We start from the raw sequence: 22377 nt of genomic DNA on the forward strand, positions 1-22377 counted from the left end.
GGCATGCGGCTCTCGCTCGTCATCGGGGTTTTTCTGGTCCTGATCGGCGGCGGCGCGCTCTATGCGACGCGCAACGCCTTCTTCATGTTTGCGCTGGGCCACCTGACCCATCACCCGCCGCACGACGCCGAAGCGGCGGCCTCGGCCTTTGCGCATCTCGGGGCTGCGTATTCGGACGCGCCGGGGCTGACGCTCGGGGAGGTCGCCGAGGCGCGGCTCGCCTGTATCGGAGCCGAGACGGGCGCCGCCGCGAAGGAGGGGTTCCTCCGGGCAAATCTCGTGATGCTCGGCGCCGGGGCGCATTCGCTTTCCCGCGTGATCCCGCCGGAGGCGCGCAAGCTGGTGGAACTCCGGCCCGACCTCGCCTTCGCCACATGGGCGGGCGAGACGGGGACGGAGCGTGGCGGCGATGCGACCGACATTCTCTCGCGCCTTGCCGATCCGGAAGCGCCGATCCATCTCGGCCTCGGGCTCTCGGAGGGGTTCGCCGCGCTCGAACTCCGGCAATTGCTCGCCGCGCTCGCCGAACATGGCGACGCCTACGATTCCTGCGTGGTGCTCGCCGGGCGGGGCTGAGGCTTCAGGCCCCGCCGCCCTCGACCGGGCCGCCCGCCTTCTTCCAGCCGGAAAAGCCCTCCCCGAGCTGGGCGATGTTGTCCATCCCCATCTCCTGCAGGGTGCGGACGGAAAGGGCGGAGCGGCCGGCGGCGGCGCAGAAGAAGACGAACTTCTTCTTCTCCGCGAAGACCGGCTTGAAATAGGGGCTCGCGGGATCGACCCAGAATTCCAGCATGCCGCGGGGCGCGTGGAAGGCGCCGGGGATACGCCCCTCCCGCTCCAGCTCCCGCGGGTCCCGGATGTCGACGAGGAGGAAATCTTCGTCGTTCAGGCGGGCCATGGCGTCCGCCGGGCTGATCGTCTCGATCACGGCCGTCGCTTCCTTCACCATGTCGAAGGCGGGCTTGATGGGCATTTTTCTCTCCTTCAGGCGGCCCGCCCCGCGGCGCGGCCGGAAAAGATGCAGCCGCCAAGGAAGGTTCCCTCAAGCGCGCTCACGCCGTGATAGCCGCCCCCGCCGAAGCCCGCCACCTCCCCCGCGGCGAAAAGACCGGGGACGGGGGCGCCGCCCTGCCCGAGGGCGCGGCTTTCGAGGTCCGTCTCGATCCCCCCGAGCGACTTCCGCGTCATGACGTGGAGGCGGACGGCGATGAGCGGCCCGGCGGACGGGTCGAGAATCCGGTGCGGCTTCGCGGTGCGGATGAGCCGGTCGCCCCGATACCGGCGCGCGGCGTTGACGAGGGCGACCTGCACGTCCTTCGCGAAGGGATTGGCGACCTGCCGGTCCCGCGCCTCGATCTCCGCCCGCATCCGCGCCTCGTCCAGCAGCGTCTCGCCCGCGAGGTCGTTCATGCGCGCGACGAGGCGGGAGAGGTCGCGCTCCACGATGAAATCCCGCCCCTCCCGCTTGAAGGCCTCCACCTCCGGCGTCGCGCCCTTGCCGAGGCGGGCCTTCAGCACCTTCGCCCATGATTTCGAGGTGAGGTCGGCGTTCTGCTCGGAGCCGGAGAGGGCGAATTCCTTCTCCACGATCTTCTGCGTGGTGACGAACCAGGACCAGTCCTTCCCCGTCGAAAGGATGCGGCGGAGGGTCGCCAGCGTGTCGAAGCCGGGGAGGCAGGGCGGCTCCATCCGGGCGCCGAGCGCGTCGAACCAGAGCGAGGAGGGGCCGGGGAGGATGCGGATGGCGTGGCGGGGCCAGATCGGGCGCCAGTTCTCCACGCCCTCGCAATAATGCCACATCCTGTCCCCGTTGATGAGGCGGGCGCCGGCTGCGGCGGCGATCCCCTGCATGAGGCCGTCCACATGGGCGGGGACGCCGGAGAGCATGTGCGCCGGGGCGGGGCCGAGGCGTTCGGTCGGCCATGCCGCGCGCACGAGGGCATGATTGCCGCCGATGCCGCCCGTGGCGAGGATTACGCTTTCGGCCTCGATCTCGAACTCCCCGACGCTCTCCCGCGTCGAGGCCTCGCCGCGACCCGCCCCGTCCCCCGCCAGCACCTCGCCGGAGACGCCGACCACCGCGCCATTGCGGGTGACGAGGCGCGTGACGCGGCGGCGGAAGAGGAGCTGGAGCTTGCCCGAGGCGGCGGCCTCCCGCGCCGGGCGCTCGAAGATCTCCACGACGCCGGTTCCGGTTCCCCAGGTGACGTGGAAGCGCGGGACGGAGTTGCCGTGGCCGGAGCCCCAGCCGCCGCCCCGCTCCGCCCAGCCGACGACGGGGAACCAGCGGGCGCCGAGGGCGTGAAGCTCCCGCCGCATCGAGCCGGCGGCGTAATCGAGGAAGGCCTCGGCCCAGAGGCGGGGCCAGTGATCTTCCGGCCGGTCGAACCGGGCGGTTCCCATCCAGTCCGACAACGCCAGATCGCGGCTGTCCCTGATCCCGAGGCGGCGCTGCTCCGGCGTGTCGACCATGAAGAGGCCGCCGAGGGACCACCAGGCCTGCCCGCCAAGATTGGCTTCCGCCTCCTGATCGACGATCACGACGCGCCGCCCCCGCAGCACCGCCTCCCGCGCCGCGACGAGGCCCGCGAGGCCGGCGCCGACGATGAGGACATCGGTCTTCATGGCTTCACCCATCCCTCCGCGAAGGCGACGCGGCCGACGCCGGCGAAGCGCCGCTGCCGCTCCAGCTCCGCCTCCAGCCGCGCCATGCGCCCGGCGGAGAGCCTCACGCCCGGCTCCAGCCAGAGGCCGGAGACCGTGAGCGAGTCCGCCTCCCTCTCCGCCTTCATGTCGATGCGGCCGATCATCCGGTCCCCCTCCATCAGGGGAAAGACGTAGTAACCGTATTTCCGCTTTGGCGCGGGGACGAAGACCTCGATCCGGTAGGAGAAGCCGAAGAGCCGCTCCGCGCGCTTCCGGTCCCGCAGCGCCGGGTCGAAGGGGGAGAGGGCGCGGATGCGGCCGGGGGGGTCGGGCGGCGGCTCCTCCGGGAGGTCGGGCCGGGCGAGGTGGACGCGGCGGGCGCCGTCCGCCCCCTCCACCTCGACCTCGATCAGGTCATTGCGCATGCGCGCCCAGTCCTTCGCCTCCTCCGGCGTGACGAGGCCCCAGAAGGCGGCGACCTCCCCCGGCGTGGCGAAGCCGAGGCGATCCAGCGCGGCGGCGCAGGCCCAGTCCACCAGTTCCGCCCGATGCGGCGGATCGGCGGAATGGTCGTGCGGGATCACCCGCTCGACGAGGTCATAGACCTTCTGGAACCCCTCGCGGCGGGCGACGGCGAGCTTTCCCGCCCGCCAGAGCCATTCGAGCGTCGCCTTCGAGGGGTTCCACTCCCACCAGCCGCCCGAGGATCGCGGCTCGTCCTCCCCCATCTCCCGCGCCATGACGGGGCCGCGCCTCGCGATCTCGGCCAGCACCGCCTCCGCCTGCTCGCGAAAGCCCGTGCGGCCATAACCATGCCAGCGCTCGGCCAGCCGCTCCGCCCCGTCCGCCGCCGCGCGGCGCCAGAAGGGATAGAAGCGGGTCGGGATCACCGCAGCGTCATGCGTCCAGTGCTCGAAGAGCGCGCGGTCCCGCTCGATGAGGCGGGCGAGCCGTTCGGGGCGGTAGCCCGCCGTGCGGGCGTGAAGGATCATGTGGTGGGCGCGCTCGACCGTGCGGATGCTGTCCACCTGCACGAAGCCGAGCCGTTCGATGAGGGCGAGGAGCGCCGCATCGTCCCGCCGCGACGGAGCCTCGGCGAGCGCGTGGCGGCCGAGGAAGAGGCGCCGGGCGCGGGCGTTGTCGATGAGGGGCCGGGCGTTCACGCCTCTTCGCCGTAGAGCGCCTCCAGCGCCGCGACGATGACGGCGTTCTCGGCCCGCGCGCGCTCCATGAGGAGAATCTCCTCCTCGCCGATTTCCTCGCCCGCGGCCTGCCGCTCCGCCAGCGCGCCGTGGCCTTCGAGTTCGAGGACGGCGAGGCCGGCTTCCTGCAGGGTCTTCGCCGCCTCGCGCGCCGCCTCCGCCTCGTCCTTCGCGGCGACGTAGAGGAGAAGGGCGGCGCCGGTCGCGCCTTCGGGAAGGCCGTCATCGGGCGCGCGGCCGGCATGGGCGAGGAGGGTGAATACGTCGGTCATGGGGTCTTGCTGCGGCGGGGCGGCGCGGCTGTCAAGCGCGGGGGGCTGCTAAGGCGGTCGTGGCTGGCGGACGCCCTCCATTGCTCTCCCCGGCCTCGAAAAGCATCTCTCCAGTGGAGAGATGCCGAGGCCGTCGCCTGAAGGCGCAAGCCGAAGGGCGAGGGGCTCCAAGCCGCCGCGTCGGTCTAAGATCTGCCGGCGGACGCCGCGGCGGGCGCGGAAACGCGGCCGCCGGGGGGCGGCGGCCGCGCGCAGATCAGCCACGTGTCTGATCTGCCAGGCGCTATTTGAGGCCGTTCAAGATGTTACGGCGGTCTGACCGTTGTTAGGGGCGTGTAGCGAATCTTCCGGCGCTTGAGCCCGCGCGCGCGCCGCGCTAGGGCCCGCCGGGAAGGAGCCCGCCATGACCCTTTCCCATGTTCTCGTCGCCCTCGGGCTGATCCTCGTCGCCCTCGGGCTCGCCGGGCTCGGCTGGTGCATCCGGCTCGCGCGGCGAGTGAAGGGGGGGGAGGAGAAGGAGGGAGAGCTTCAGGCGGTGTTCGCCCGGCTCTCCGCCGTCAACATGGCCTCCATGGGCGGCGCGACGCTCGGCCTCGCGCTCATCCTTTTCGGGCTCATCCTCTGAGGGGCCATTCCGCCTCCAGCGCGGCGACGGCGCGGAAGTGATAGCGGTCCTCCCGGACGGGAGGCGCGACGAGGCGGAGGCCGGGGAGGCGGGCGAAGAGCCGCGACAGCGCGACGCGAAGCTCCAGCCGCGCCAGCGGCGCGCCGAGGCAGAAATGCGGCCCCGCGCCGAAGGCGACATGGGCGGGTTCGGGCCGCGCCGGGTCGAACGCCTCCGGGCGCTCCACGCGCCCCGGATCCCGCCCCGCCGCGCCGAGGAGGAGGCCGACCTCCCCACCGCGCTTCAGGCTGAGGCCGAAGGACGCGACATCCTCCTGCGCGAAGCGGCGGAAGAGATGGAGCGGCGGGTCGAGCCGGAGGCATTCCTCCACCGAAGCCTCAGAGGGCGCCGCGCCGGCGGCGGAGAGCGCGAGGATGGCGGAGGCGAGGGCGTGGGCCGCCCCCTCATGCCCGGCGGCGACGGTGAGCATGGCGGCCGCCGCCGTCTCCTCCCGCGTCGCGCCCTCCCCTTCCGCGGCGGCCAGGGCGGAGAGAAGATCGCCCGCGGGGTCGCGGCGGCGCCGGTCCAGCAGGTCGTCCACGAAGGCGCGGAAGGCGGCGGCGGCCTCGTCTGCTTTCGCCGCGGCATCGGGGGGCGGGGCGAAGGCGTAGGGGGCGACCATCGCCTCCGTCCAGCCGCGCATCGCTTCAGCGGCCTCCTCCGGCGCGCCGAGGAGGCGGGCGACGACGAGGAGCGGCAGCGGCAGGCAGAAGGCGGACATCAGCTCCGCCCGCCCGCGATGCGCGAAGCGGTCGATCAGCCCGTCGGCCAGCGCCGCGATTTCCGGCTCCATCGCCTCGACCCGCCGTGCGGCATGGGCGCGGGCGAGGAGGCGCCGGAGGCGGGCGTGATCCTCCCCGTCCCGCTCCAGCAGGGAGGCGGCCTCGTAGGCGGCGAAGGGGCCGGGCGGGCGCGGCTTGGCGAGCGGGTTCACCCGGCCGAATCGCCGGTCGCGCAGAATCGCGTTGACCCGGGCATGGGCGGCGACGACGGGGATCCCGTATTCCTCCCAGAAGGCCGCGCCGCCGAGCGCGTGAATCCGGGCGTAGAACGGATAGGGGTCCGCCGCGAAGGCCGGGTCGCGCGGGTTCTGGCTGAGGCTGGGCAGGTCCATGAGGCCGGGTAGCACGAAGCGGCGGCCCGCGCCGGGAAAAAGGAAACCGGCCGCCGCGATGCGGGGCCGGTCTGGTACTCCCTACGGGAGTCGAACCCGTCTTTTCAGATTGAAAATCTGACGTCCTAACCGATAGACGAAGGGAGCGTCTCGATGCGTGATAATCGCCGCGGCGGCGGGTTTCAAGGCGCCAGGGGCTATCAGCGGCCGGATTTCCCGCCCGCCTTGCCGCCGGTCTTCCCGGTCAGTTCCGCAAGGCTTTCCTCGATTCGGGCGCTGATATGGGAATAGGCCTCCGCATTCGCGCGTTGAGCCGCCTCGGCGAGGGCCTGGGCGTTGGAAACCGCGGTCTCGAAGGCCTTCGCCGTCAGCTCGGCCTGCTTCTTCGCGGCCTCGGGCCCGGGCTCGGCGCGGGAAAGCGCGGCGATCTGGGATTGCGCGGTTTTCATCGTCTCCTGAAAGACGGCGACCTGCTTCTCGAAGAGGTCCTGATATCCGGAGGCGGCGGCCTTCTGCGCCGCGACAAGCGCCTCCATGTTGCGCTTCTGCGCCTCGAAAAGGGTCGACTGGTCGAAGCCCTTGAGCGCCGAGAGATCGAAGAGCTTCGACAGCTCCGCAGGATTCATCAGTTCGGCGAGCCTCGCCGGATCGAAGGGATTGGCGCCTTTGCCGAACATTCGAGCCTCCTTTCGGCTGCGCCGCGTGGTGCGACGCGGCGAGGGAAGCATAGCCGCCGCCGCCGCGTCGGATCAAGGCTCATGTTGCGGCGCACAATCAGGCGCGGCCGAGCGCCCCCGACATGGCGATGTCGATTGCGGCGCCCGCCTTCTCCTCGCCCCAGGCGACGAGCTGGAAGGCGGGATAGAAGCGCTCCGCCGCCATCACCGCGCCGCGGAGCATGGCGTCGATCTGCGCCGCGGTAGCCGTCGCGCCGCCGGCGAGGACGAGGCCGTAGCGATAGACCATCAGCTTCTGCTCGTCCCAGAGCGTGAAGCAGCCGGACCAGATCAGGTCATTCGCCTTGTCGAGCAGCAGCGCGAGTTCGGTCCGCTTCTCCGGCGGCGGGGCCATCTCGAAGGTGCAGATGAGCCGCAGCGTCTCGTCATGGCCCGACCAGGCGAGCGTGAGGGAATAGGTGGTCCAGGCGCCTTCCACCGCCATCGCGATCTGATCCTCCCCCACCCGGTCGAATTCCCAGTCGCGCCGCTCGGCGAGCGTCTCGACGATGTCGATCGGGTGAAGGTCTTCGGTGAAGATGTCGTGCTCGACGGCTTCCATGCCTCGCGTTCCCTTATCTGTCGCCCGGCAGGGTCGCCCGCCCTGCTAGGGCTGGTTGGGATGCCAACAGGTCGTGATCTGTTAACCTTCGACCTACGAGATATGGTGCCGCAGCGTAGCGACTCCGTAAAGCGAATTCTTCTTGCGCCGCACACTCAGCCGGCGTCGGGCGCGCTCATCCAGCGGGCGATCATACGGTGGCGGACATTCGCCTCCGCCGCCTCGCGGTAGAAGGCGATGAGCTGGCGCGCCGGGTCCCCGAGCCGGGAAAAGCCGCCGACGAAGGCGACGACGACGCCGAGGCTCGTCTCCCCCGAGATCACCATGAACCCGCCCGCGGCGATCACCGCGAGGGGCGCCGCCGCGTTCAGGAAATTCAGAAGCGCCTTCATCACCAGCTTCCAGAACACGAAGCGGAGCCGCATGTCGTAGAGATTGGAGACGCGCCGGCGCATCCCCTTCGCCTCTGGCGGCCGCTCCGCCCCCGCCGCCGCGGCGTAGCGGCGGATGAGCCGCAGCCGCGCTTCGACGAGGCGGTTGAGGCGGCGCTGGATCACCGGCGCGAGCGCAACCTGAGGTAGAAGAAGGAGAAGCCCGACAAGCGCGACCCGCGGCTCGACGACGAACATGTAGACGAGGGCACCCGCGAGCATCGCAAGGTCGGCGAGCGCCTGGCTCGGCCGCGCGCCCGCGAAACCGGCGAGTGCGGGAAGCTCCGTCGTCAGGATCGCGGTCACGTCCCGCCCGTTCCCGTTTGCGGGCGGCTCCGCGCCGCGGAGGCCCCAGAGATGGTCCCGCGTGTAGCGGAGCGCGCTCTCGCTCAGCCAGTTCTGCACGAGGCCGAGGGCGAATTTCGCGACCTGATGCAGCGCGACCACCGCGAGATAGACGCCGGCGAGGAGGACGAGCAGCCGCGCGTCCCCCTTCGCGATGGCGTCGTCGAAGAGGCGGCGTTGCAGCTCGATGGGCGCGAGGGCGAGGGCGGTGGCGAGGAGCGCGAGGCCGAGGGCGGCGAATTGCCACAGCCTGGTCATGCGCCAGACGAAGCCGGCAAGGGAGCCGGCCGGGCTGTCGTCCCCCGTCTTCTCGATGCGTCTCGGGGCGGGCAGGGGCGCCGGGCGGCGCGCCCGCTTCGCGCTCAGCCGCCCATGCGCGCTTCGAGCGCGGCGATGCGGGCGGCGAGCGCCTCGTTCTCCTCCCGCGCCTTCTGCGCCATGTCGCGGACGGCGTCGAACTCGTCCCGCGTCACGAGGTTCATGTCGGCGAGGAGCCGCTCCATGCGCTGGCGGATCACCGTCTCCGCCTCGTCCCGCACGCCTTGCGCGACGCCGGCGGCGTTCGTCATCAGCTGCGAGAGATCGTCCAGAATCCGGTTGCGGCTCTGCATGGCGAAGTCCTTTCCTGCTCATCCCCATATGGCTCCGGGGGGCGCGCCGGGCAAGCGGCTTGACCTCGGCGGGGGCGGGACGCAGAAGCGGGCGCATGGCCCTCGTCCTCCCCTTTCCGGCGATAGACCCGGTTCTGGTGACGATCCCGCTCGGCGTGATCGACCTGCCGATCCGCTGGTATGCGCTCGCCTATCTGGCGGGGCTGTTCATCGGGCTCGTGATCGTTCGCCGCCTCGTGGCGCGGCCCGCGCTCTGGCCCGGCGAGGCGCCGCCGATGACGCGGGAGCAGGTCGAATCGCTCCTCACCTGGATGGTTTTCGGCGTGATCCTCGGCGGGCGGCTCGGCTTCGTGTTCTTCTACCAGCCGGCCTATTACCTCGCGAATCCGGGGGAGATATTGCAGGTCTGGTCGGGCGGAATGTCCTTCCACGGCGGGTTCCTCGGGGTGATCCTCGCCGTCATCGCCTTCTGCCGGCTGAACCGCGCGCCGCTGATGCAGGTCGCGGATGCGGTGGCGGTCGCGACGCCGGCGGGGCTGCTGCTCGGGCGGATCGCCAATTTCATCAACGGGGAGCTCTGGGGCCGGCCGACGGACGCGCCCTGGGCGATGGTGTTTCCGGGCGCGGGGCCGGAGCCGCGGCATCCGAGCCAGCTCTACGAGGCGGGGCTGGAGGGGCTGCTGCTCCTCGTCCTCATGCTCTGGCTCGCCTTCCGCGGCGGATGGCTCAGGCGGCCCGGGATGCTGACAGGGCTCTTCTTCATCGGCTACGGCCTCGCCCGCGCCTTCGTCGAGAACTTCCGGGAGCCGGACGCGCAGTTCGTCACGGCGGCGAATCCGGAGGGGCATGTGATCCCGCTCTTCGCGGGGCTGGGGTTCACGATGGGGCAGGCGCTTTCGCTGCCCATGGTCTTCGTCGGCCTCGGTTTCTGGGCCTTCGCGCGGCGGCGATGACGCCGTTGGAGGCGATCATCCGGGCGGAGATCGCCGCTTCCGGGCCGATGACGCTGCATGACTACATGGCGCTCTGCCTCGCGCACCCCGAACACGGCTATTACAGGCGGCGCGACCCGCTCGGCGCGGCGGGGGACTTCACAACCGCGCCGGAGATCAGCCAGATGTTCGGGGAGATGGTCGGGCTCTGGCTCGCGGAGGTCTGGCAGGGGCTGGGTCGGCCCGCCCCGTTCCGGCTTGTCGAGCTAGGGCCCGGGCGGGGGACGCTGATGGCGGACATCCTCAGGGCGGGGCGGGCGGCGCCGGGTTTTCCGGAGGCCGCGGAGGTCTGGCTCGTGGAGACCTCGCCCGCGCTTCGGGCGGAGCAGGCGAAGCGCGTGCCGGGGGCGAGATGGGCGGGCGCGCTGGGCGAGGTTCCCGGGGGGCCGCTCCTGATTGTCGCCAACGAGTTCTTCGACGCGCTGCCGGTGCGGCAATACGTGCGGACGGCGAAGGGATGGGCGGAGCGGATGGTCGGGCTCGACGGCGACCGCCTCGGCTTCGGCCTCCGCCCGGCGCCCGATCTTGGCCCGGCGCCGGTGGGCGCGGTGCGAGAGCGGAGCCCGGCGGGCGAGGCCGTCGCGGCGGAGATCGGGGCGCGGATCGGGGCGCATTGCGGCGCGGCGCTGATCGTCGATTACGGCTACGCCGCGCCGACGCCGGAGGGCGCGGACACGGTTCAGGCGCTCCGGGCGCACGCCTTCGCGGACCCGCTGGAGGCGCCGGGCGAGGCGGACATCACGGCGCATGTGGATTTCGGCGCGCTCGCGCGGGCGGCGAAGGGCGCCGCCGCCTCCCCGCTCGTCCCGCAAGGCCCGTGGCTCGAACGGCTCGGGATCGGCGCCCGCGCCGCCGCGCTGGCCCGCGCGCGGCCGGAGCGGGCGGCGGAGATCGAAGGGCAGCTCAGGCGCTTGACGGCGCCGGAGGAGATGGGGACGCTCTTTCGCGTCATGGCGCTCGGGCCAGAGGGCGCGCCGCCCTTTCCGGGCTTCGAGGGGGAGCGATGAGCCTCACGCCGATCCGCGCCGACGGGCTGACCTTTCCGCACGGCTTCTTCACACGGGCGGGCGGCGTCTCCGCGGGCCTCTACGCCTCGCTGAATTGCGGGCCGGGCTCGCGCGACGAGCCGGCGGCGGTGGCGGAAAACCGCGCCCGCGCGGCGGCGGCGCTCGGCGCGGCGCATCTCCTGACGGTCCACCAGATCCATTCGGCGGAGGCGGTGACCGTCTCCGCCCCCTTCCCCGGCGAGCGGCCGAAGGCGGACGCGATGGCGACGGCGACGCCGGGCCTCGCGCTCGGCGCGCTTTCGGCGGATTGCGCGCCGGTGCTGTTTGAGGACCGGGATGCGCGCGTCGTCGCCTCCGCCCATGCCGGCTGGCGCGGCGCGCTCGCCGGGGTGACGGACGCGGCGATCGCGGCGATGGAGGGGCTCGGCGCGGCGCGGAGCCGCATCCGCGCCGCGGTCGGGCCGACGATCAGCCAGCGCGCCTATGAGGTCGGCCCGGAGTTCCTGGAGGAGTTCCTCGCCGATGACGGGGAGAACGCCCGCTTCTTCGCCGGCGGGGCGGGGGATCGGATGATGTTCGACCTGCCGGGCTATCTCCTCGCCCGGCTCCGCGCCGCGGGGGTCTCCGCAGAGTGGACCGGGCATTGCACCTATTCGGACGAGGCGCGGTTCTATTCCTATCGCCGCTCCACCCATCGGGGGGAGCCGGATTACGGCCGCCTTCTCGCCGCCATCTCCCTGCCGGAGGCCTGACATGCTCCACTTCGCCCCCGAGGAATATGCGGCCCGCCGCGGGCGGCTGCGCGCCGAGATGGCGGCGCGGGGGCTCGACGCGATGCTGCTCTTCGCGCCGGAGAGCCAGTACTGGGCGACGGGCTATGACACGTTCGGCTATTGCTTCTTCCAGTGCCTCGTCATCGACCATGAGGGCGAGGCGCTGCTGACCCGCTCCGCCGACCTCCGGCAGGCGCGGCTTACCTCCACGGTGGAGGATGTGCGGATCTGGAAGGACGCGGCGGGGGCGGACCCGACGGCGGACCTCGCCGACCTCCTCGCCGCGCGCGGGCTCGCCGGCAAGCGGCTCGGGATCGAGACGGACACGCACGGTCTGACGGCGCGCTGGGGCGCGGCGATGGCGGCGCGGTTTCCGGGGCTGGTGGAGGCCTCGGAAATCGCGCCGCGGCTCAGGCTCACGCAATCGCCGGCCGAGATCGCGATGACGCGGCGGGCGGCGGAGATCGGCGACGCCTGCTATCTGAAGGCGCTGCCGCTGATCCGGCCGGGGGCGGACGAGGCCGCGATCCTCGCCGCGATGCAGGGCGAGGTCTTCGCCATGGGCGGGGACTACGCGGGGAACGAGTTCATCATCGGCTCCGGCGAGGGCGCGCTCCTCTGCCGCTATTTCGCCGGGCGGCGGCGGCTCGACGAGCGGGACCAGCTGACGCTCGAATGGGCGGGGGTCTGGCGGCACTATCATGCGGCGCTGATGCGGACGGTGATCGTCGGCGACCCGCGGCCCGAGCATCGCTCGATGCACGGCGCGGCGGAGGAGGCGCTCCTGGCCTGCGAGGCGGCGCTGAGGCCGGGGCGGGCGATGGGCGAGGTCTTCGCCGCCCATGCCGCGGCGCTGGACCGGGCGGGCTTCGGCGCGGCGCGGCTCAACGCCTGCGGCTACGCCCTCGCCGCGCGCTTCTCCCCCTCCTGGATGGAGCCCTTCATGTTCTACGAGAACGCGGAGACGGAGATGGCGCCCGGCATGGTCTTCTTCCTCCACATGATCCTGATGGACAGCCGGACGGGCGCGGCGATGACGCTGGGGCGCACCTCCCTCGTGACGGAGACGGGGGCGGAGCCGCTTTCCGCCCTGCCGCTGGACCTGCCGCTCCGGTGAGGGCGGCGGCGCTCCTCCTTGCGCTCGCGCTGCCCGCCTCGGGGGGCGAGATTACTTTCGCCGGGCCGGAGGGCGTACGGACGGAGGCGGACCCGCGCGCGCCGCTTCTGGCGCTGCGGACGGAACGGCAGACCTTCGGCGCGGCGATCGCGCCCGGCGTCGGGCTTTTCGTGGAGCCCGTCGCGGGGGCGACGATCCACGGCTCGAACCTCCTCGCGGGCGCGGTCGTCCGCCGGCTTTCGGGCCATGCGGAGGCTTCGCGCGTGCTCTCCTCGGGGCGGCTCTTCACGCTCCGCGCCCGGCTCTCGGGCGGGCGCGGGCGCGCCGTGCTGGACTGGGCGCTGACGGACGAGCGCGGGGCGGCTGCGGGGGCTGGCTACGCCGTCTCCCGGCTTTCCGGCGCGGGGCGGATCGGGCCGGAGGAGGCGGAGCGGCTGGCCTTCCAGATCGCCGCGCAGCTTCAGGACGAGACGGCGCTCGGCCCCGTGATCGCCGCCGCCGCCGCGCTCGCCCGGATCGAGGGCGCGCCGAGCCCGGCGCCGCGGCCGGAGCCCGAAGCCGAACCCGAAACCTGAAGGCGGGTCATTCGAGGGCGGGGAGCCGCGTGGCGAGCTGCGCGGCGAGGCGGGAGGCGGCGACCGGCAGGTTCCGCCCCTCAGCCCGCGCCAGGGCGATGCGGGCGCGGGGCGCGCCGGCGAGCGGGCGGAGCGCCGCGCCCGCGCGCTCGGCCCAGTCCGGCGAGACATCCGCCTTCAGCCGCACCTGAAGCGTGGGGCGCGCGCCGCGGGCGGGCGGCGTCGGGTCCTCCACTTCGAGGAGGGGGCGCACGTCGAGCCGGCGCTGCTTGAAGAAGAGGTCGATGAGCTGGCGAAGGCCCGTTCCCTCCGGCGGCAGGATCAGGTCATGGTCGAGGAAATCCTCCGCGCGGAGCGGCGCGGGATCGTCCGGCGCCGGGACGACGCCGACGAGCGGCGCCTCCGCCGCCGCCAGCGTCTCCGCCCCGTCCTGGAAGATCGGCTGGACGACGAGGGCGAGGTCCGCCTCCCCCGCGGCGAGCAGCGCGGCGAAACCGTCATGCGCGACGCGGGTGACGGCGACGGCGACGCCCGGATGCGCCTCGCGGAAGCGGGCGACCTCCGCCGGCGCGAAGCCCGCCGCGAGATCGGCCGAGACGAGGAGCCGCACGCGCCCGATTCGCAATCCCTCCATCGCCGCCACCGTTTCCCGCGCGCGGCGGAAGCCGGCGATCTGGTCAAGGAAATGGCGGTGGTAGATTTCTCCTGCGGTGGAGAGCCGCACGCCGCTCGCGCTCCGCTCGAAAAGCTGGGTCCCCAGCTCCTCCTCCAGCGAGAGGAGCTGGCGGTTCAGCGCCGATGGGGAAATCGTGAGATATTCCGCCGCCTTGCGGATCGACCCCTCGCGCGCGATGAGAGCGATGGCGGAAAGGATTTTCATCTGGCGCAAGGCCCGGCTCCTCGTGATGCGATTCCTGCAGCACCATATCGCAAAATTAGCGATAGACAGCAACACAAACCGTCGAAATGGTCAGAAATGTGGCGCCGCACCATGAAGCGCGCCGAATCTGACAGGGACATAGGGAATGATGAAACGGCTTCTCACCACGGCGGCGCTCGCCGCGCTGATCGCCACGCCGGCGGCTGCGCAGATCAAGGTCGGCGTGCTGCATTCGCTCTCCGGCACAATGGCGATTTCCGAGACGACGCTCAAGGACACGATGCTGATGCTCATCGAGCAGCAGAACGCCAAGGGCGGCCTCCTTGGCCAGCAGCTCGAGGCGGTCGTCGTCGACCCGGCCTCGGACTGGCCGCTCTTCGCCGAGAAGGCTCGCGAGCTGCTGACCGTGCACAATGTGGACGTGATCTTCGGCAACTGGACCTCGGTGAGCCGCAAGTCGGTGCTGCCGGTGATCGAGGAGCTGAACGGGCTGCTCTTCTATCCGGTGCAGTACGAGGGCGAGGAAAGCTCGAAGAACGTGTTCTACACCGGCGCCGCGCCGAACCAGCAGGCGATCCCGGCGACGGACTATTTCCTCGAGGAGCTCGGGGTCGAGAAGTTCGCCCTGCTCGGGACGGACTATGTCTATCCCCGCACGACGAACCGCATCCTCGAGCAGTACCTGAAGGACAAGGGGATTCCGGAGGGCGACATCTTCGTGAACTACACGCCCTTCGGCCATTCCGACTGGTCCAAGATCGTCGCCGACGTGGTGGCGCTCGGCGCTGACGGGAAGAAGGTCGGCGTCATCTCCACGATCAACGGCGACGCGAATATCGGCTTCTACAAGGAGCTGGCCGCGGCCGGCGTCTCGGCTGACGACATCCCGGTCGTCGCCTTCTCCGTGGGCGAGGAGGAGCTTTCGGGCCTCGACACGTCGAACCTCGTCGGCCATCTCGCGGCGTGGAACTACTTCCAGTCCGCCGACACGCCGGCCAATGCCGAGTTCATCAAGGCGTGGAAGGCCTTCGCGGGCGAGAACCGCGTGACGAACGACCCGATGGAGGCGCATTACATCGGCTTCAACATGTGGGTGAACGCCGTGACCGCCGCTGGCACCACGGATGTGGACGCCGTCCGGACCGCCATGTACGGGCAGAAATTCCCGAACCTGACGGGCGGCGAGGCGGAGATGCTGGTGAACCATCACCTCTCCAAGCCGGTGCTGATCGGCGAGATCCGGGCCGACGGCCAGTTCGACATCATCAGCTCGACCGAGCCTGTGCCGGGCGACGCCTGGACCGACTTCCTGCCTGAATCCGCCGTCCTGATCTCCGACTGGAAGGATCTCGGCTGCGGCATGTACAACACCGAGACCAAGACCTGCGTGCAGATCCAGTCCAACTACTGAGCGGCTGGCGGCGGAGGGGCTGCGCGCCCCTCCGCCTTTCAACGACAAGAACCGAAGAACCGGGCAGGTCCATGCGCATTCTCCTAAGCCTTCTCGCGTTCTGCGCGGGCCTCTGGCTCGCGCCCGCGCCTGCCGCGGCGCAGGAGGGCGGCGTGCAGGCGATCCTCCAGCAGCATCGCGACGCGGTCGCCTCCGGCTCCCGCCGCTTGGTGGAGCCGGCGATCGACGCGCTGAAGGCGAGCGGTCTCGACCAGGCGCGGGAGGTTCTGGAGGTCTGGCAGGCGCGGGAACTCTACCAGCGCACGGCGGACGGGCTCTTCTTCTTCGCCGCGCCGGAGGGCGAGGGCTTCCGGCTCCGGGACGTCGATACGGGCGCGGATGCGGGCTTCGCCGCAAAGGCGGATATGACGCAGCTCCGGCCCTCGGGCGGGGTGCGAGGGCTGATCGGCGCGGCGCTCGTCGCCTTCCGCCTGCTCGACCCCGACCCGGAGGACAGACGCACGGCGCTCGCCGCCCTGTCGCGCAGCCCGGAGGCGGGGCATCTCGAACCGCTCCGCGACGCGGTGGCGGCGGAGACGGACCCGGCGCTCCGCAGGGATATGGAGCGCCTCGAACGCGCGCTCACCATCCGCTTCGACCGGGACGAGGGCTCCCGGATCGAGGCGATCCGCTTCTTCGAGGGCGACGCCGGGCTGGACGCGCGGGCCGCGCTCGCCCCGGTCGTGGCGACAACGCGCGGCGCGGCGGAAGCAGCGCCGGAGGGCGCGAACATCGCCCGGATGCTGGAGCCGGGGGACGACCTGACGGAGGAGGAGGCCTGGGCGCTCCTCGTCGAGGCCGGGCTCGCGGCCGCGCGGGTGACGAAGGCGGATATCCGCGCCGCGCTGGAGGCGAATATCGAGGGCGCCGCCGCGGGCGGCGTTCCCGTCCGCGATCTCGGCTCGGACGCGGCGCGGGAGCGGGCCTACGCCGCGCTCGCCGCCGCCGGCAGGGCGCAGCCGACGGTGACGGACGCGGAGGCGCGGGCGATCATCGACGCGCATGTCTTCTTCGAGCGCTATGCGGAACCCTCCCCCGCCGTCACCGGGGCGGCGGAGGCGGCGCTGGCCTCGATCTCCTTCCGCGTCGGGGCGATGCAGGCCGCTGACCTGACGCTCGACGCGCTCTCCCTCGCCTCGATCTATTTCCTCGCCGCGATCGGCCTCGCCATCACCTTCGGCGTCATGCGCGTCATCAACATGGCGCATGGCGAGTTCATCATGATGGGGGCCTATACCGGCTATGTCGTGCAGCTCTTCGTGCCGGACTATACGATATCGATCCTCGTCGCCCTGCCGCTCGCCTTCGCGGTGACCTTCGGCGCGGGGGTGGCGATGGAGCGGCTGGTGATCCGCTGGCTCTATCACCGCCCGCTGGAGACCCTGCTCGCCACCTTCGGCATCTCCATCGCGCTCCAGCAGCTCGCGAAGAACATCTTCGGCACGCAGGCCCGGCCGCTGACGGCGCCGGGCTGGCTCGACGGCGCGCTCGTCTTCAACGACATCGTGGCGATCAGCTATATCCGCATCGCGATCTTCGTCATGGCGCTGGTCTTCCTCGCCCTCCTCGTCTTCGTGCTGAACCGCACCCGGCTCGGCCTCGAAGTCCGGGCGGTGACGCAGAACCCGGGCATGGCCGCCTCGATGGGGATCGACCCGGACCGGATCAACATGCTGACCTTCGGCCTCGGCTCCGGCATCGCCGGGGTGGCCGGCGTCGCCATCGGGCTCTTCGCGCAGGTCACCTCGGAGCTCGGGCAGGGATACATCGTTCAGAGCTTCATGACGGTCGTCGTCGGCGGCGTCGGCAACATCTTCGGCGCGCTGGCGGGGGCGACGCTGATCGGCTTCCTCCAGAAGGGGATCGAGTGGTTCAACCCCTCGAACACGCTGGCGGCGCAGACCTACATGATCCTCTTCATCATCCTCTTCATCCAGTTCCGGCCGAAGGGAATCATCGCCCTCAAGGGTCGCGCGGCGGGGGATTGAGATGCAAAGGTCGTTCATCGCGCGCAACCCTTCGGTGCTGATCTTCCTCGCGGCGCTGGCGCTCTTCACCATCCTCGTGACGATCCTCGCGGAGGGCGCGGGGGCCGGGGTGATCTCCACCTCCTTCGTCAAGACGCTGGGCAAGACGCTCTGCCTCTGCCTCGTCGCCGTGGCGATGGATCTCGTCTGGGGCTATTGCGGCATCCTCAGCCTCGGCCATTTCGCCTTCTTCGGGCTCGGCGGATACATGATCGGCATGTGGCTGATGTATGCGCGGACGGAGGAGATCGTCCTTTCCGCCAATGCAGGCGCCGCGCTGCCGATGACGCCGCAGGAGCTTTCGGACGGGATCGCGGCGCAGATCTTCGGCGTTGTCGGCGGGTCGGAGCTGCCCTGGGTCTGGAGCTTCGCGCATTCGCTGCCCTTGCAGCTTCTCCTGATCCTGCTCCTCCCCGGCCTCATCGCGCTCGTCTTCGGCTGGCTCGCCTTCCGCAGCCGGGTGGCGGGCGTCTATCTCTCGATCCTGACGCAGGCGATGACGCTCGCGCTCTCGCTCTGGCTCTTCCAGAACGACAGCGGGCTTCGCGGCAATAACGGGCTTTCGGGGCTCCAGAACATTCCCGGCCTCGCGGAGGTTCCGCAGGCGACGCTCTCGCTCTGGTTCCTCTGGGCCTCGGCCTTCGCGCTCGGCGGCTTCTACCTCCTCGCGGCATGGGTTGTCTCCGGCAAGTTCGGCTCGGTGATCCGCGCGATCCGGGACGACGAGGCGCGGGTGCGGTTCCTCGGCTATTCGGTCGAGGGCTACAAGCTCTTTGTCTTCACGCTGACGGCGATGATCGCGGGGATCGCGGGCGCGCTCTACTATCCGCAGGCGGGGATCGTGAACCCCGCGGAAATAGCGCCCATCGCCTCGATCTACCTCGCCGTCTGGGTCGCCATCGGCGGGCGCGGGCGGCTCTGGGGCGCGGTTCTCGGCGCCGCCGCCGTCTCGCTCGTCTCGTCCTGGTTCACCTCGGGGCAGGCGCCGGCCATCCCGCTCGGCTTCTACACGGTGGTCTGGACGGACTGGTGGCTCGTCCTCCTCGGCTTCGGTTTCGTCGCCGTCACGCTCTTCGCGCCGAACGGGCTGGCGGGGCTGGTGGAGAGGATCTTCATCCGGGGTGCGAAATGAGCGCGCTGCTGGAGGTTTCCGGGGTCACCGTCACCTTCGACGGATTCCGGGCGATCAACGACCTTTCCTTCGAGATCGGGCCGGCGGAGCTTCGCGCCGTGATCGGGCCGAACGGGGCGGGCAAGACCACGTTCATGGACATCGTGACCGGCAAGACGAAGCCCGATACGGGCCGCGTGCTCTGGGGCGAGGAGTCCCGCTCGCTCCTCCGCATGTCGGAGGCGGAGATCGCGCGCGCCGGGGTGGGGCGGAAGTTCCAGCGGCCGACGGTGTTCGAGGATCAGTCGGTGTTCGACAACCTCCTCCTCGCGCTCCGCAAGAACCGCTCTCCCTTCGCCGTGCTGCTCTACCGGCGGAGCGGGGAGGACAAGGCGCGGGTCGAAGCGCTGGCGGCGGAGATCGGGCTCGCGGACCAGCTCGGGCGGCTCGCGGCGGAGCTCTCCCACGGGCAGAAGCAATGGCTGGAGATCGGCATGCTGCTGGCGCAGGAGCCGCGCCTCCTCCTCGTCGACGAGCCGGCCGCAGGCATGACGCCGGCGGAGCGGGAGCATACGACGGACCTTCTGGTGCAGGCGGCGAAGACGCGGGCCGTCGTCGTCGTCGAGCATGACATGGAGTTCGTCCGAAGGCTCGATTGCAAGGTGACGGTCCTGCATGAGGGGCGGGTTCTGGCCGAGGGGTCGCTCGACCATGTGACGCGGAACCAGGAGGTGATCGATGTCTATCTCGGGCGCTGAGCGATGCTGAGGACCGAGGGATTGACGCTCCATTACGGCGGCGCGCAGATCCTCCACGGGCTCGACGTGGCGGCGGAGACGGGGCGCGTCACCTGCGTCATGGGCGTGAACGGCGCGGGGAAGACGAGCCTCCTGAAGGCCATCGCAGGCTCCCACCGCAAGACGGGCGGGGCGGTCATCCTCGACGGGGAGGACATTTCGCGGCTCTCGCCGCAGGCCCGGGCGAAGAAGGGCGTCGGCTATGTGCCGCAGGGGCGGATGATCTTTCCGCTGCTGACGGTGCAGGAGAATCTCGAAACCGGCTTCGGCTGCCTGCCGAAGGCGGAGCGGCGGGTGCCGGAGGCGATGTTCGAGCTTTTCCCGGTGCTCAAGGAGATGCGGAATCGCCGCGGCGGCGACCTTTCGGGCGGGCAGCAACAGCAGCTCGCCATCGCCCGCGCGCTCATCACGCGGCCGAAGCTCCTGCTGCTGGACGAGCCGACGGAGGGCATCCAGCCCAACATCATCCAGCAGATCGGCCGCGTGATCGCCATGCTGCGGGACGAGGGGAAGATGGCGATCATCCTCGTCGAGCAGTATTTCGACTTCGCCTATGGCCTTGCGGACCGGTTCTACGCCGTCACCCGCGGCGCGGTGACGATGGAGGGCGCGAAGGCGGAGGTGGACCGGGAGAAGCTCCTCTCCGCCGTCTCGGTCTGACCGGGCTCAGCCCGCCCGCGCGATCTCGCACCGCATCGCCCGGAGCGGCAGGGAGCCGCTGACCGGGTCGGCGCGGTCGGTCGGCGCCGCCGCGTTCAGGCTCGCGGCGAGGGGGTCGGCCCCGGGGCCCGGCGTGCCGACCGGGACGGCCCAGCCGTGCTGCGCGAAGACGGCGTCGGGCTCCAATCCCTCCACGATCCGCGCGCGGGCGAGGAAGCGGCCCGCCCGGGTCCGCACCTCCGCCCAGTCGCCCTCGGAGAGCCCGCGGGAGGCGGCCGTCTCCGGCGCCATCTCCAGCGTCGGGTCGGGCGCGAGGCGACGGAGAGAGGGGAGGTTGCGGCCCTGGGAGTGGCAATAGGCGACCGTCTTGGCGCCGCCGAGCCGGAGGGGGAAGCCGGCATCCTCGGCTTCGCCGGGCGCGGAGTCGAGGGCGGGCACGGGCGGCTGGCCGTGGATGAGGAGCGTTTCCGAATAGATCTCGATCCGCCTCGTCGGCGTCGGGAACCCGCCCGAAGCGTAGGGCCGGAGCGGAACCTCGCCCGGCAGCGTCATGCCCGCGGGTTCGGCGCGGAGCGCGTCCAGCCCGATGCCCGCGGGGGCGAGGTGGTGGGCGTGGCCGGCCTCGGCGTCGCAGCCGAACATCGTCTCCTTGAGCCCGAGCCGGGCGGCGAGCGCGAGGGCGATGTCCACGTCGCTCCGCGCCTCGCCCACGGGCGGGATCGCGGCGGGGCGGAGCTGGACCCGGCGGAGCCCTTCGAGGCTCACGTCGAACCCGGCGCGGAGCCCCTCCCGCTCCCACGAGGTGGCGGCGGGGAGGATGTAGTCCGCCTCCCGCGCCGTCTCGTTCAGGAAGAAATCGACATGGACATGCATCTCCAGCGCCGCGAGCGCGCGGCGCGCGAGGGCGAGGTCGGGCTGCGAGGCGAGGAGGTTGCCGCCGAAGGAGACGAGCATCCGCACCGGATAGGGCGCGCCTTCCGCCGCGGCGCGCCAGACGTCCCGCGCCGTGACCCAGCCGAACCGGCCGGGGCCGAGCGGCCGCTCGCCAAGGCCGAGCGCCTTCGCCCGCTGCGCATCGCCCAGCAGGTCCTTCCCGGAAATGTCAGCGAAGGGGGCAGCGGCGCCGGGGACGTTCCCGCCCGCGTCGCCGTATGAGCCCGTCAGCGTGTAGAGAATGGAGATGGCGCGGTCCGTCTGCGTCGCCGTCTCGCTCTGGCCGACGCCGTTCCAGACGCCATAGGCGACGCGCGGGCTTTCGGCGATGAGGTCGGCGGCGCGCGCGAGGTCGGCTTCGGAGACGCCCGTGACCTCCGTCACGCGGGCGGGGGGCCATGCGGCGGCGGCCCCGGCGAAGATCGCGAAGGCGGTGCGGACAGGGACGAGGCCTGTGGCCGTCTCGACGACGCCCTCATGGCGGAGATCGGCGGCCTCCGGGTCGTCGAGCCACTCGCCGCGGCCGGAATGGTAGCGGAGGAGCGCGCCGCCGGGGCCGGCGGCGAGGAGCGTTTCGCCGTTCCCGCCCTCCGCGAGGTCGGCCTCGCGCAGGAGCCGCCCGTCATCCCCGCGCACGAGGAAGGCCGCGTTCGTCCAGCGGCGGGCGAAGGCTTCGTCGAACCGGCCGGAGGCGACGAGGAGATGGGCGAGGCCGAGGGCCAGCGCCTGGTCCGTTCCCGGCCTCACCCGCAGCCACACGTCCGCGCGGCGGGCGAAGAGCGTGGGGCGCGGATCGACGACCAGGAGGCGGGCGCCGCGACGCATCGCCTTCTGCACCTCGCCGGAGCGGGCGAGCCATGTCGCCGCCGGGTTCCAGCCCCAGAGCACGGCGAGGTCGCAGCGCGCGAAATCCGGCGTTCCCGTGTCCCAGCCATAGGTGAGGCGGGAGGAATGGTCCTTGCTCCAGTTGCAGATTTCGGTCGCGTAGATCGTGTTCGGGGAGCCGAAGGCGCGGATGAAGCGCTCGATCCAGGCGATTCCGTCCGACATGTGGCTGCCGCTCGGCGTCGTCACGCCGAAGGCGACCTGCTCGGGCCCGTGACGGTCCCGCACGGAGGCCATCGCGGCGGCGACCGCGCCGAGCGCCTCGTCCCATGAGACGGGCTCGAAGCGCGGCTCCGCTTCGCCCTTCGGCGAAACGCGACGGAGCGGGCGCGTCAGACGGTCCGTATGGTGGACGAGTTCCGGCGCGGCGCGGCCCTTCGGGCAGAGCTTCTCCCCGCTCGGATGCGTCGGGTCGGGCTCGATCCGGAGGAGCCGGCCCTCCTCCACGAAGGCGGTGCATCCGCAGCGGGAGCGGCACTGCGTGCAGAAGGCGGCAATCGCGGTCTCGGCCATGAACGCCCCTCCGGTCTCGGCGCGCCGCTACGGGCGACGGACCGGAGCATGGCGCGCCCCGCCCCGGCGCGCAACGGGCCGGGGCGGGGCCTTC

At 71.5% G+C, this 22377-nt stretch carries 23 protein-coding genes and 1 tRNA gene; 12 read left to right on the plus strand and 12 right to left on the minus strand.

The annotated features are described in order from the left end of the window. The first annotated feature begins 3 nt into the window (after nt 1-3). Nucleotides 4-576 carry a hypothetical protein gene (locus tag ACE37J_RS07640; protein ID WP_409709525.1) on the plus strand — a complete coding sequence of 191 codons (573 nt, stop codon included), beginning with the start codon at nt 4-6 and terminating at the stop codon, nt 574-576. A gap of 4 nt (nt 577-580) precedes the next feature. Here the strand turns inward: ACE37J_RS07640 and ACE37J_RS07645 are convergent, their stop codons facing one another. Genes ACE37J_RS07645 through ACE37J_RS07660 form a run of 4 tightly spaced genes read right to left on the minus strand, consistent with a single transcriptional unit; the run spans nt 581 to nt 4120 of the window. Beyond that, the gene (locus tag ACE37J_RS07645; RefSeq protein WP_409709528.1) at nt 581-973 is read right to left on the minus strand and encodes a rhodanese-like domain-containing protein; all 393 of its coding nucleotides are present in this window, start codon (nt 971-973) and stop codon (nt 581-583) included. Between the two features lie 11 nt (nt 974-984). Continuing rightward, nucleotides 985-2625 carry an FAD-binding dehydrogenase gene (locus ACE37J_RS07650; protein ID WP_409709531.1) on the minus strand — a complete coding sequence of 547 codons (1641 nt, stop codon included), beginning with the start codon at nt 2623-2625 and terminating at the stop codon, nt 985-987. After that, a complete protein-coding gene (locus tag ACE37J_RS07655; RefSeq protein WP_409709533.1) occupies nt 2622-3809 on the minus strand; it encodes a winged helix-turn-helix domain-containing protein in 1188 nt (395 codons plus the stop codon). Before ACE37J_RS07655 ends, ACE37J_RS07650 begins: the two co-directional genes overlap by 4 nt. Next, a complete protein-coding gene (locus tag ACE37J_RS07660; RefSeq protein WP_409709536.1) occupies nt 3806-4120 on the minus strand; it encodes a hypothetical protein in 315 nt (104 codons plus the stop codon). Before ACE37J_RS07660 ends, ACE37J_RS07655 begins: the two co-directional genes overlap by 4 nt. A gap of 403 nt (nt 4121-4523) precedes the next feature. Here ACE37J_RS07660 and ACE37J_RS07665 point away from each other — a divergent pair, with 403 nt between their 5' ends. Continuing rightward, on the plus strand, nt 4524-4745 hold the full coding sequence (locus ACE37J_RS07665) for a hypothetical protein (protein WP_409709539.1): 222 nt from the start codon (nt 4524-4526) through the stop codon (nt 4743-4745). Here ACE37J_RS07665 and ACE37J_RS07670 read toward each other — a convergent pair. The 6 genes from ACE37J_RS07670 to ACE37J_RS07695 form a co-directional block, all read right to left on the minus strand. After that, complete coding sequence (locus tag ACE37J_RS07670) at nt 4735-5898, minus strand: cytochrome P450 (protein WP_409709542.1); 1164 nt, start codon at nt 5896-5898, stop codon at nt 4735-4737. The genes ACE37J_RS07665 and ACE37J_RS07670 overlap by 11 nt on opposite strands. Before the next feature lie 72 nt (nt 5899-5970). Continuing rightward, nucleotides 5971-6045, minus strand: a tRNA-Glu gene (locus tag ACE37J_RS07675). Between the two features lie 53 nt (nt 6046-6098). Beyond that, the gene (gene phaP / locus ACE37J_RS07680) at nt 6099-6575 is read right to left on the minus strand and encodes a TIGR01841 family phasin (protein ID WP_409709545.1); all 477 of its coding nucleotides are present in this window, start codon (nt 6573-6575) and stop codon (nt 6099-6101) included. Between the two features lie 97 nt (nt 6576-6672). Continuing rightward, entirely contained in the window at nt 6673-7176 is a 504-nt protein-coding gene (locus ACE37J_RS07685) for a YbjN domain-containing protein (RefSeq protein WP_409709548.1), read from the minus strand. 155 nt (nt 7177-7331) lie between these two features. Beyond that, entirely contained in the window at nt 7332-8210 is an 879-nt protein-coding gene (locus ACE37J_RS07690; protein WP_409709551.1) for an ABC transporter transmembrane domain-containing protein, read from the minus strand. A 104-nt stretch (nt 8211-8314) separates the two neighbouring features. After that, nucleotides 8315-8563: an accessory factor UbiK family protein gene (locus tag ACE37J_RS07695; protein WP_409709554.1), complete on the minus strand. Its 249-nt coding sequence runs from the start codon at nt 8561-8563 to the stop codon at nt 8315-8317. Nucleotides 8564-8658: 95 nt separating this feature from the next. Between ACE37J_RS07695 and lgt the strand changes: the two genes are divergently transcribed. From lgt to ACE37J_RS07720, 5 genes are read left to right on the plus strand one after another with little or no spacing between them, the layout of a single operon-like run. Beyond that, nucleotides 8659-9516, plus strand: a complete 858-nt coding sequence (lgt, locus tag ACE37J_RS07700; RefSeq protein ID WP_409709557.1) for a prolipoprotein diacylglyceryl transferase — start codon at nt 8659-8661, stop codon at nt 9514-9516. Next, nucleotides 9513-10562, plus strand: a complete 1050-nt coding sequence (locus tag ACE37J_RS07705; protein ID WP_409709560.1) for a class I SAM-dependent methyltransferase — start codon at nt 9513-9515, stop codon at nt 10560-10562. The genes lgt and ACE37J_RS07705 overlap by 4 nt, the downstream gene beginning before the upstream one ends. Beyond that, nucleotides 10559-11314 carry a peptidoglycan editing factor PgeF gene (gene pgeF, locus ACE37J_RS07710; protein WP_409709563.1) on the plus strand — a complete coding sequence of 252 codons (756 nt, stop codon included), beginning with the start codon at nt 10559-10561 and terminating at the stop codon, nt 11312-11314. Before ACE37J_RS07705 ends, pgeF begins: the two co-directional genes overlap by 4 nt. Before the next feature lies 1 nt (nt 11315). Further along, entirely contained in the window at nt 11316-12452 is a 1137-nt protein-coding gene (locus tag ACE37J_RS07715) for a M24 family metallopeptidase (RefSeq protein ID WP_409709566.1), read from the plus strand. After that, on the plus strand, nt 12449-13027 hold the full coding sequence (locus ACE37J_RS07720; protein WP_409709569.1) for a hypothetical protein: 579 nt from the start codon (nt 12449-12451) through the stop codon (nt 13025-13027). Before ACE37J_RS07715 ends, ACE37J_RS07720 begins: the two co-directional genes overlap by 4 nt. 7 nt (nt 13028-13034) lie before the next feature. Here ACE37J_RS07720 and ACE37J_RS07725 read toward each other — a convergent pair whose 3' ends face one another. After that, a complete protein-coding gene (locus ACE37J_RS07725; RefSeq protein ID WP_409709911.1) occupies nt 13035-13907 on the minus strand; it encodes a LysR family transcriptional regulator in 873 nt (290 codons plus the stop codon). Nucleotides 13908-14055: 148 nt separating this feature from the next. On the opposite strand from ACE37J_RS07725, the gene urtA reads away from it, so the two are divergent. From urtA to urtE, 5 genes are all read left to right on the plus strand, one after another. Next, nucleotides 14056-15318, plus strand: coding sequence for an urea ABC transporter substrate-binding protein (gene urtA, locus ACE37J_RS07730; RefSeq protein WP_409709915.1), 1263 nt, complete (start codon nt 14056-14058; stop codon nt 15316-15318). Nucleotides 15319-15389: 71 nt separating this feature from the next. Then, the gene (gene urtB, locus ACE37J_RS07735) at nt 15390-17345 is read left to right on the plus strand and encodes an urea ABC transporter permease subunit UrtB (RefSeq protein WP_409709571.1); all 1956 of its coding nucleotides are present in this window, start codon (nt 15390-15392) and stop codon (nt 17343-17345) included. Nucleotide 17346: 1 nt separating this feature from the next. Then, a complete protein-coding gene (urtC, locus tag ACE37J_RS07740; protein ID WP_409709574.1) occupies nt 17347-18516 on the plus strand; it encodes an urea ABC transporter permease subunit UrtC in 1170 nt (389 codons plus the stop codon). Beyond that, nucleotides 18513-19253 (plus strand): urea ABC transporter ATP-binding protein UrtD, encoded by a 741-nt coding sequence (gene urtD / locus ACE37J_RS07745; RefSeq protein WP_409709577.1) that lies wholly within the window; start codon nt 18513-18515, stop codon nt 19251-19253. Before urtC ends, urtD begins: the two co-directional genes overlap by 4 nt. Before the next feature lie 3 nt (nt 19254-19256). Continuing rightward, entirely contained in the window at nt 19257-19952 is a 696-nt protein-coding gene (urtE, locus tag ACE37J_RS07750) for an urea ABC transporter ATP-binding subunit UrtE (RefSeq protein WP_409709580.1), read from the plus strand. Nucleotides 19953-19958: 6 nt separating this feature from the next. Here urtE and ACE37J_RS07755 read toward each other — a convergent pair whose 3' ends face one another. Further along, nucleotides 19959-22283: a molybdopterin-dependent oxidoreductase gene (locus ACE37J_RS07755; protein WP_409709583.1), complete on the minus strand. Its 2325-nt coding sequence runs from the start codon at nt 22281-22283 to the stop codon at nt 19959-19961. Between the last annotated feature and the right edge of the window lie 94 nt (nt 22284-22377).

It is taken from the genome of Pikeienuella sp. (assembly GCF_046290545.1).
Taxonomy (GTDB): Bacteria; Pseudomonadota; Alphaproteobacteria; order Rhodobacterales; family Rhodobacteraceae; genus Pikeienuella.

What these genes read in the sequence shown, in the direction of transcription:
- ACE37J_RS07725 (WP_409709911.1), bottom strand. Translation starts at nt 13,907, where the DNA reads ATGAAAATCCTTTCCGCCATCGCTCTCATCGCGCGCGAGGGGTCGATC.
- ACE37J_RS07715 (WP_409709566.1), top strand. Translation starts at nt 11,316, where the DNA reads ATGCTCCACTTCGCCCCCGAGGAATATGCGGCCCGCCGCGGGCGGCTG.
- ACE37J_RS07650 (WP_409709531.1), bottom strand. Translation starts at nt 2,625, where the DNA reads ATGAAGACCGATGTCCTCATCGTCGGCGCCGGCCTCGCGGGCCTCGTC.
- ACE37J_RS07705 (WP_409709560.1), top strand. Translation starts at nt 9,513, where the DNA reads ATGACGCCGTTGGAGGCGATCATCCGGGCGGAGATCGCCGCTTCCGGG.
- ACE37J_RS07685 (WP_409709548.1), bottom strand. Translation starts at nt 7,176, where the DNA reads ATGGAAGCCGTCGAGCACGACATCTTCACCGAAGACCTTCACCCGATC.
- ACE37J_RS07695 (WP_409709554.1), bottom strand. Translation starts at nt 8,563, where the DNA reads ATGCAGAGCCGCAACCGGATTCTGGACGATCTCTCGCAGCTGATGACG.
- ACE37J_RS07660 (WP_409709536.1), bottom strand. Translation starts at nt 4,120, where the DNA reads ATGACCGACGTATTCACCCTCCTCGCCCATGCCGGCCGCGCGCCCGAT.
- pgeF (WP_409709563.1), top strand. Translation starts at nt 10,559, where the DNA reads ATGAGCCTCACGCCGATCCGCGCCGACGGGCTGACCTTTCCGCACGGC.
- urtE (WP_409709580.1), top strand. Translation starts at nt 19,257, where the DNA reads ATGCTGAGGACCGAGGGATTGACGCTCCATTACGGCGGCGCGCAGATC.
- ACE37J_RS07640 (WP_409709525.1), top strand. Translation starts at nt 4, where the DNA reads ATGCGGCTCTCGCTCGTCATCGGGGTTTTTCTGGTCCTGATCGGCGGC.
- lgt (WP_409709557.1), top strand. Translation starts at nt 8,659, where the DNA reads ATGGCCCTCGTCCTCCCCTTTCCGGCGATAGACCCGGTTCTGGTGACG.
- ACE37J_RS07645 (WP_409709528.1), bottom strand. Translation starts at nt 973, where the DNA reads ATGCCCATCAAGCCCGCCTTCGACATGGTGAAGGAAGCGACGGCCGTG.
- ACE37J_RS07755 (WP_409709583.1), bottom strand. Translation starts at nt 22,283, where the DNA reads ATGGCCGAGACCGCGATTGCCGCCTTCTGCACGCAGTGCCGCTCCCGC.
- urtC (WP_409709574.1), top strand. Translation starts at nt 17,347, where the DNA reads ATGCAAAGGTCGTTCATCGCGCGCAACCCTTCGGTGCTGATCTTCCTC.
- phaP (WP_409709545.1), bottom strand. Translation starts at nt 6,575, where the DNA reads ATGTTCGGCAAAGGCGCCAATCCCTTCGATCCGGCGAGGCTCGCCGAA.
- urtD (WP_409709577.1), top strand. Translation starts at nt 18,513, where the DNA reads ATGAGCGCGCTGCTGGAGGTTTCCGGGGTCACCGTCACCTTCGACGGA.
- ACE37J_RS07690 (WP_409709551.1), bottom strand. Translation starts at nt 8,210, where the DNA reads ATGACCAGGCTGTGGCAATTCGCCGCCCTCGGCCTCGCGCTCCTCGCC.
- urtA (WP_409709915.1), top strand. Translation starts at nt 14,056, where the DNA reads ATGAAACGGCTTCTCACCACGGCGGCGCTCGCCGCGCTGATCGCCACG.
- urtB (WP_409709571.1), top strand. Translation starts at nt 15,390, where the DNA reads ATGCGCATTCTCCTAAGCCTTCTCGCGTTCTGCGCGGGCCTCTGGCTC.
- ACE37J_RS07665 (WP_409709539.1), top strand. Translation starts at nt 4,524, where the DNA reads ATGACCCTTTCCCATGTTCTCGTCGCCCTCGGGCTGATCCTCGTCGCC.
- ACE37J_RS07670 (WP_409709542.1), bottom strand. Translation starts at nt 5,898, where the DNA reads ATGGACCTGCCCAGCCTCAGCCAGAACCCGCGCGACCCGGCCTTCGCG.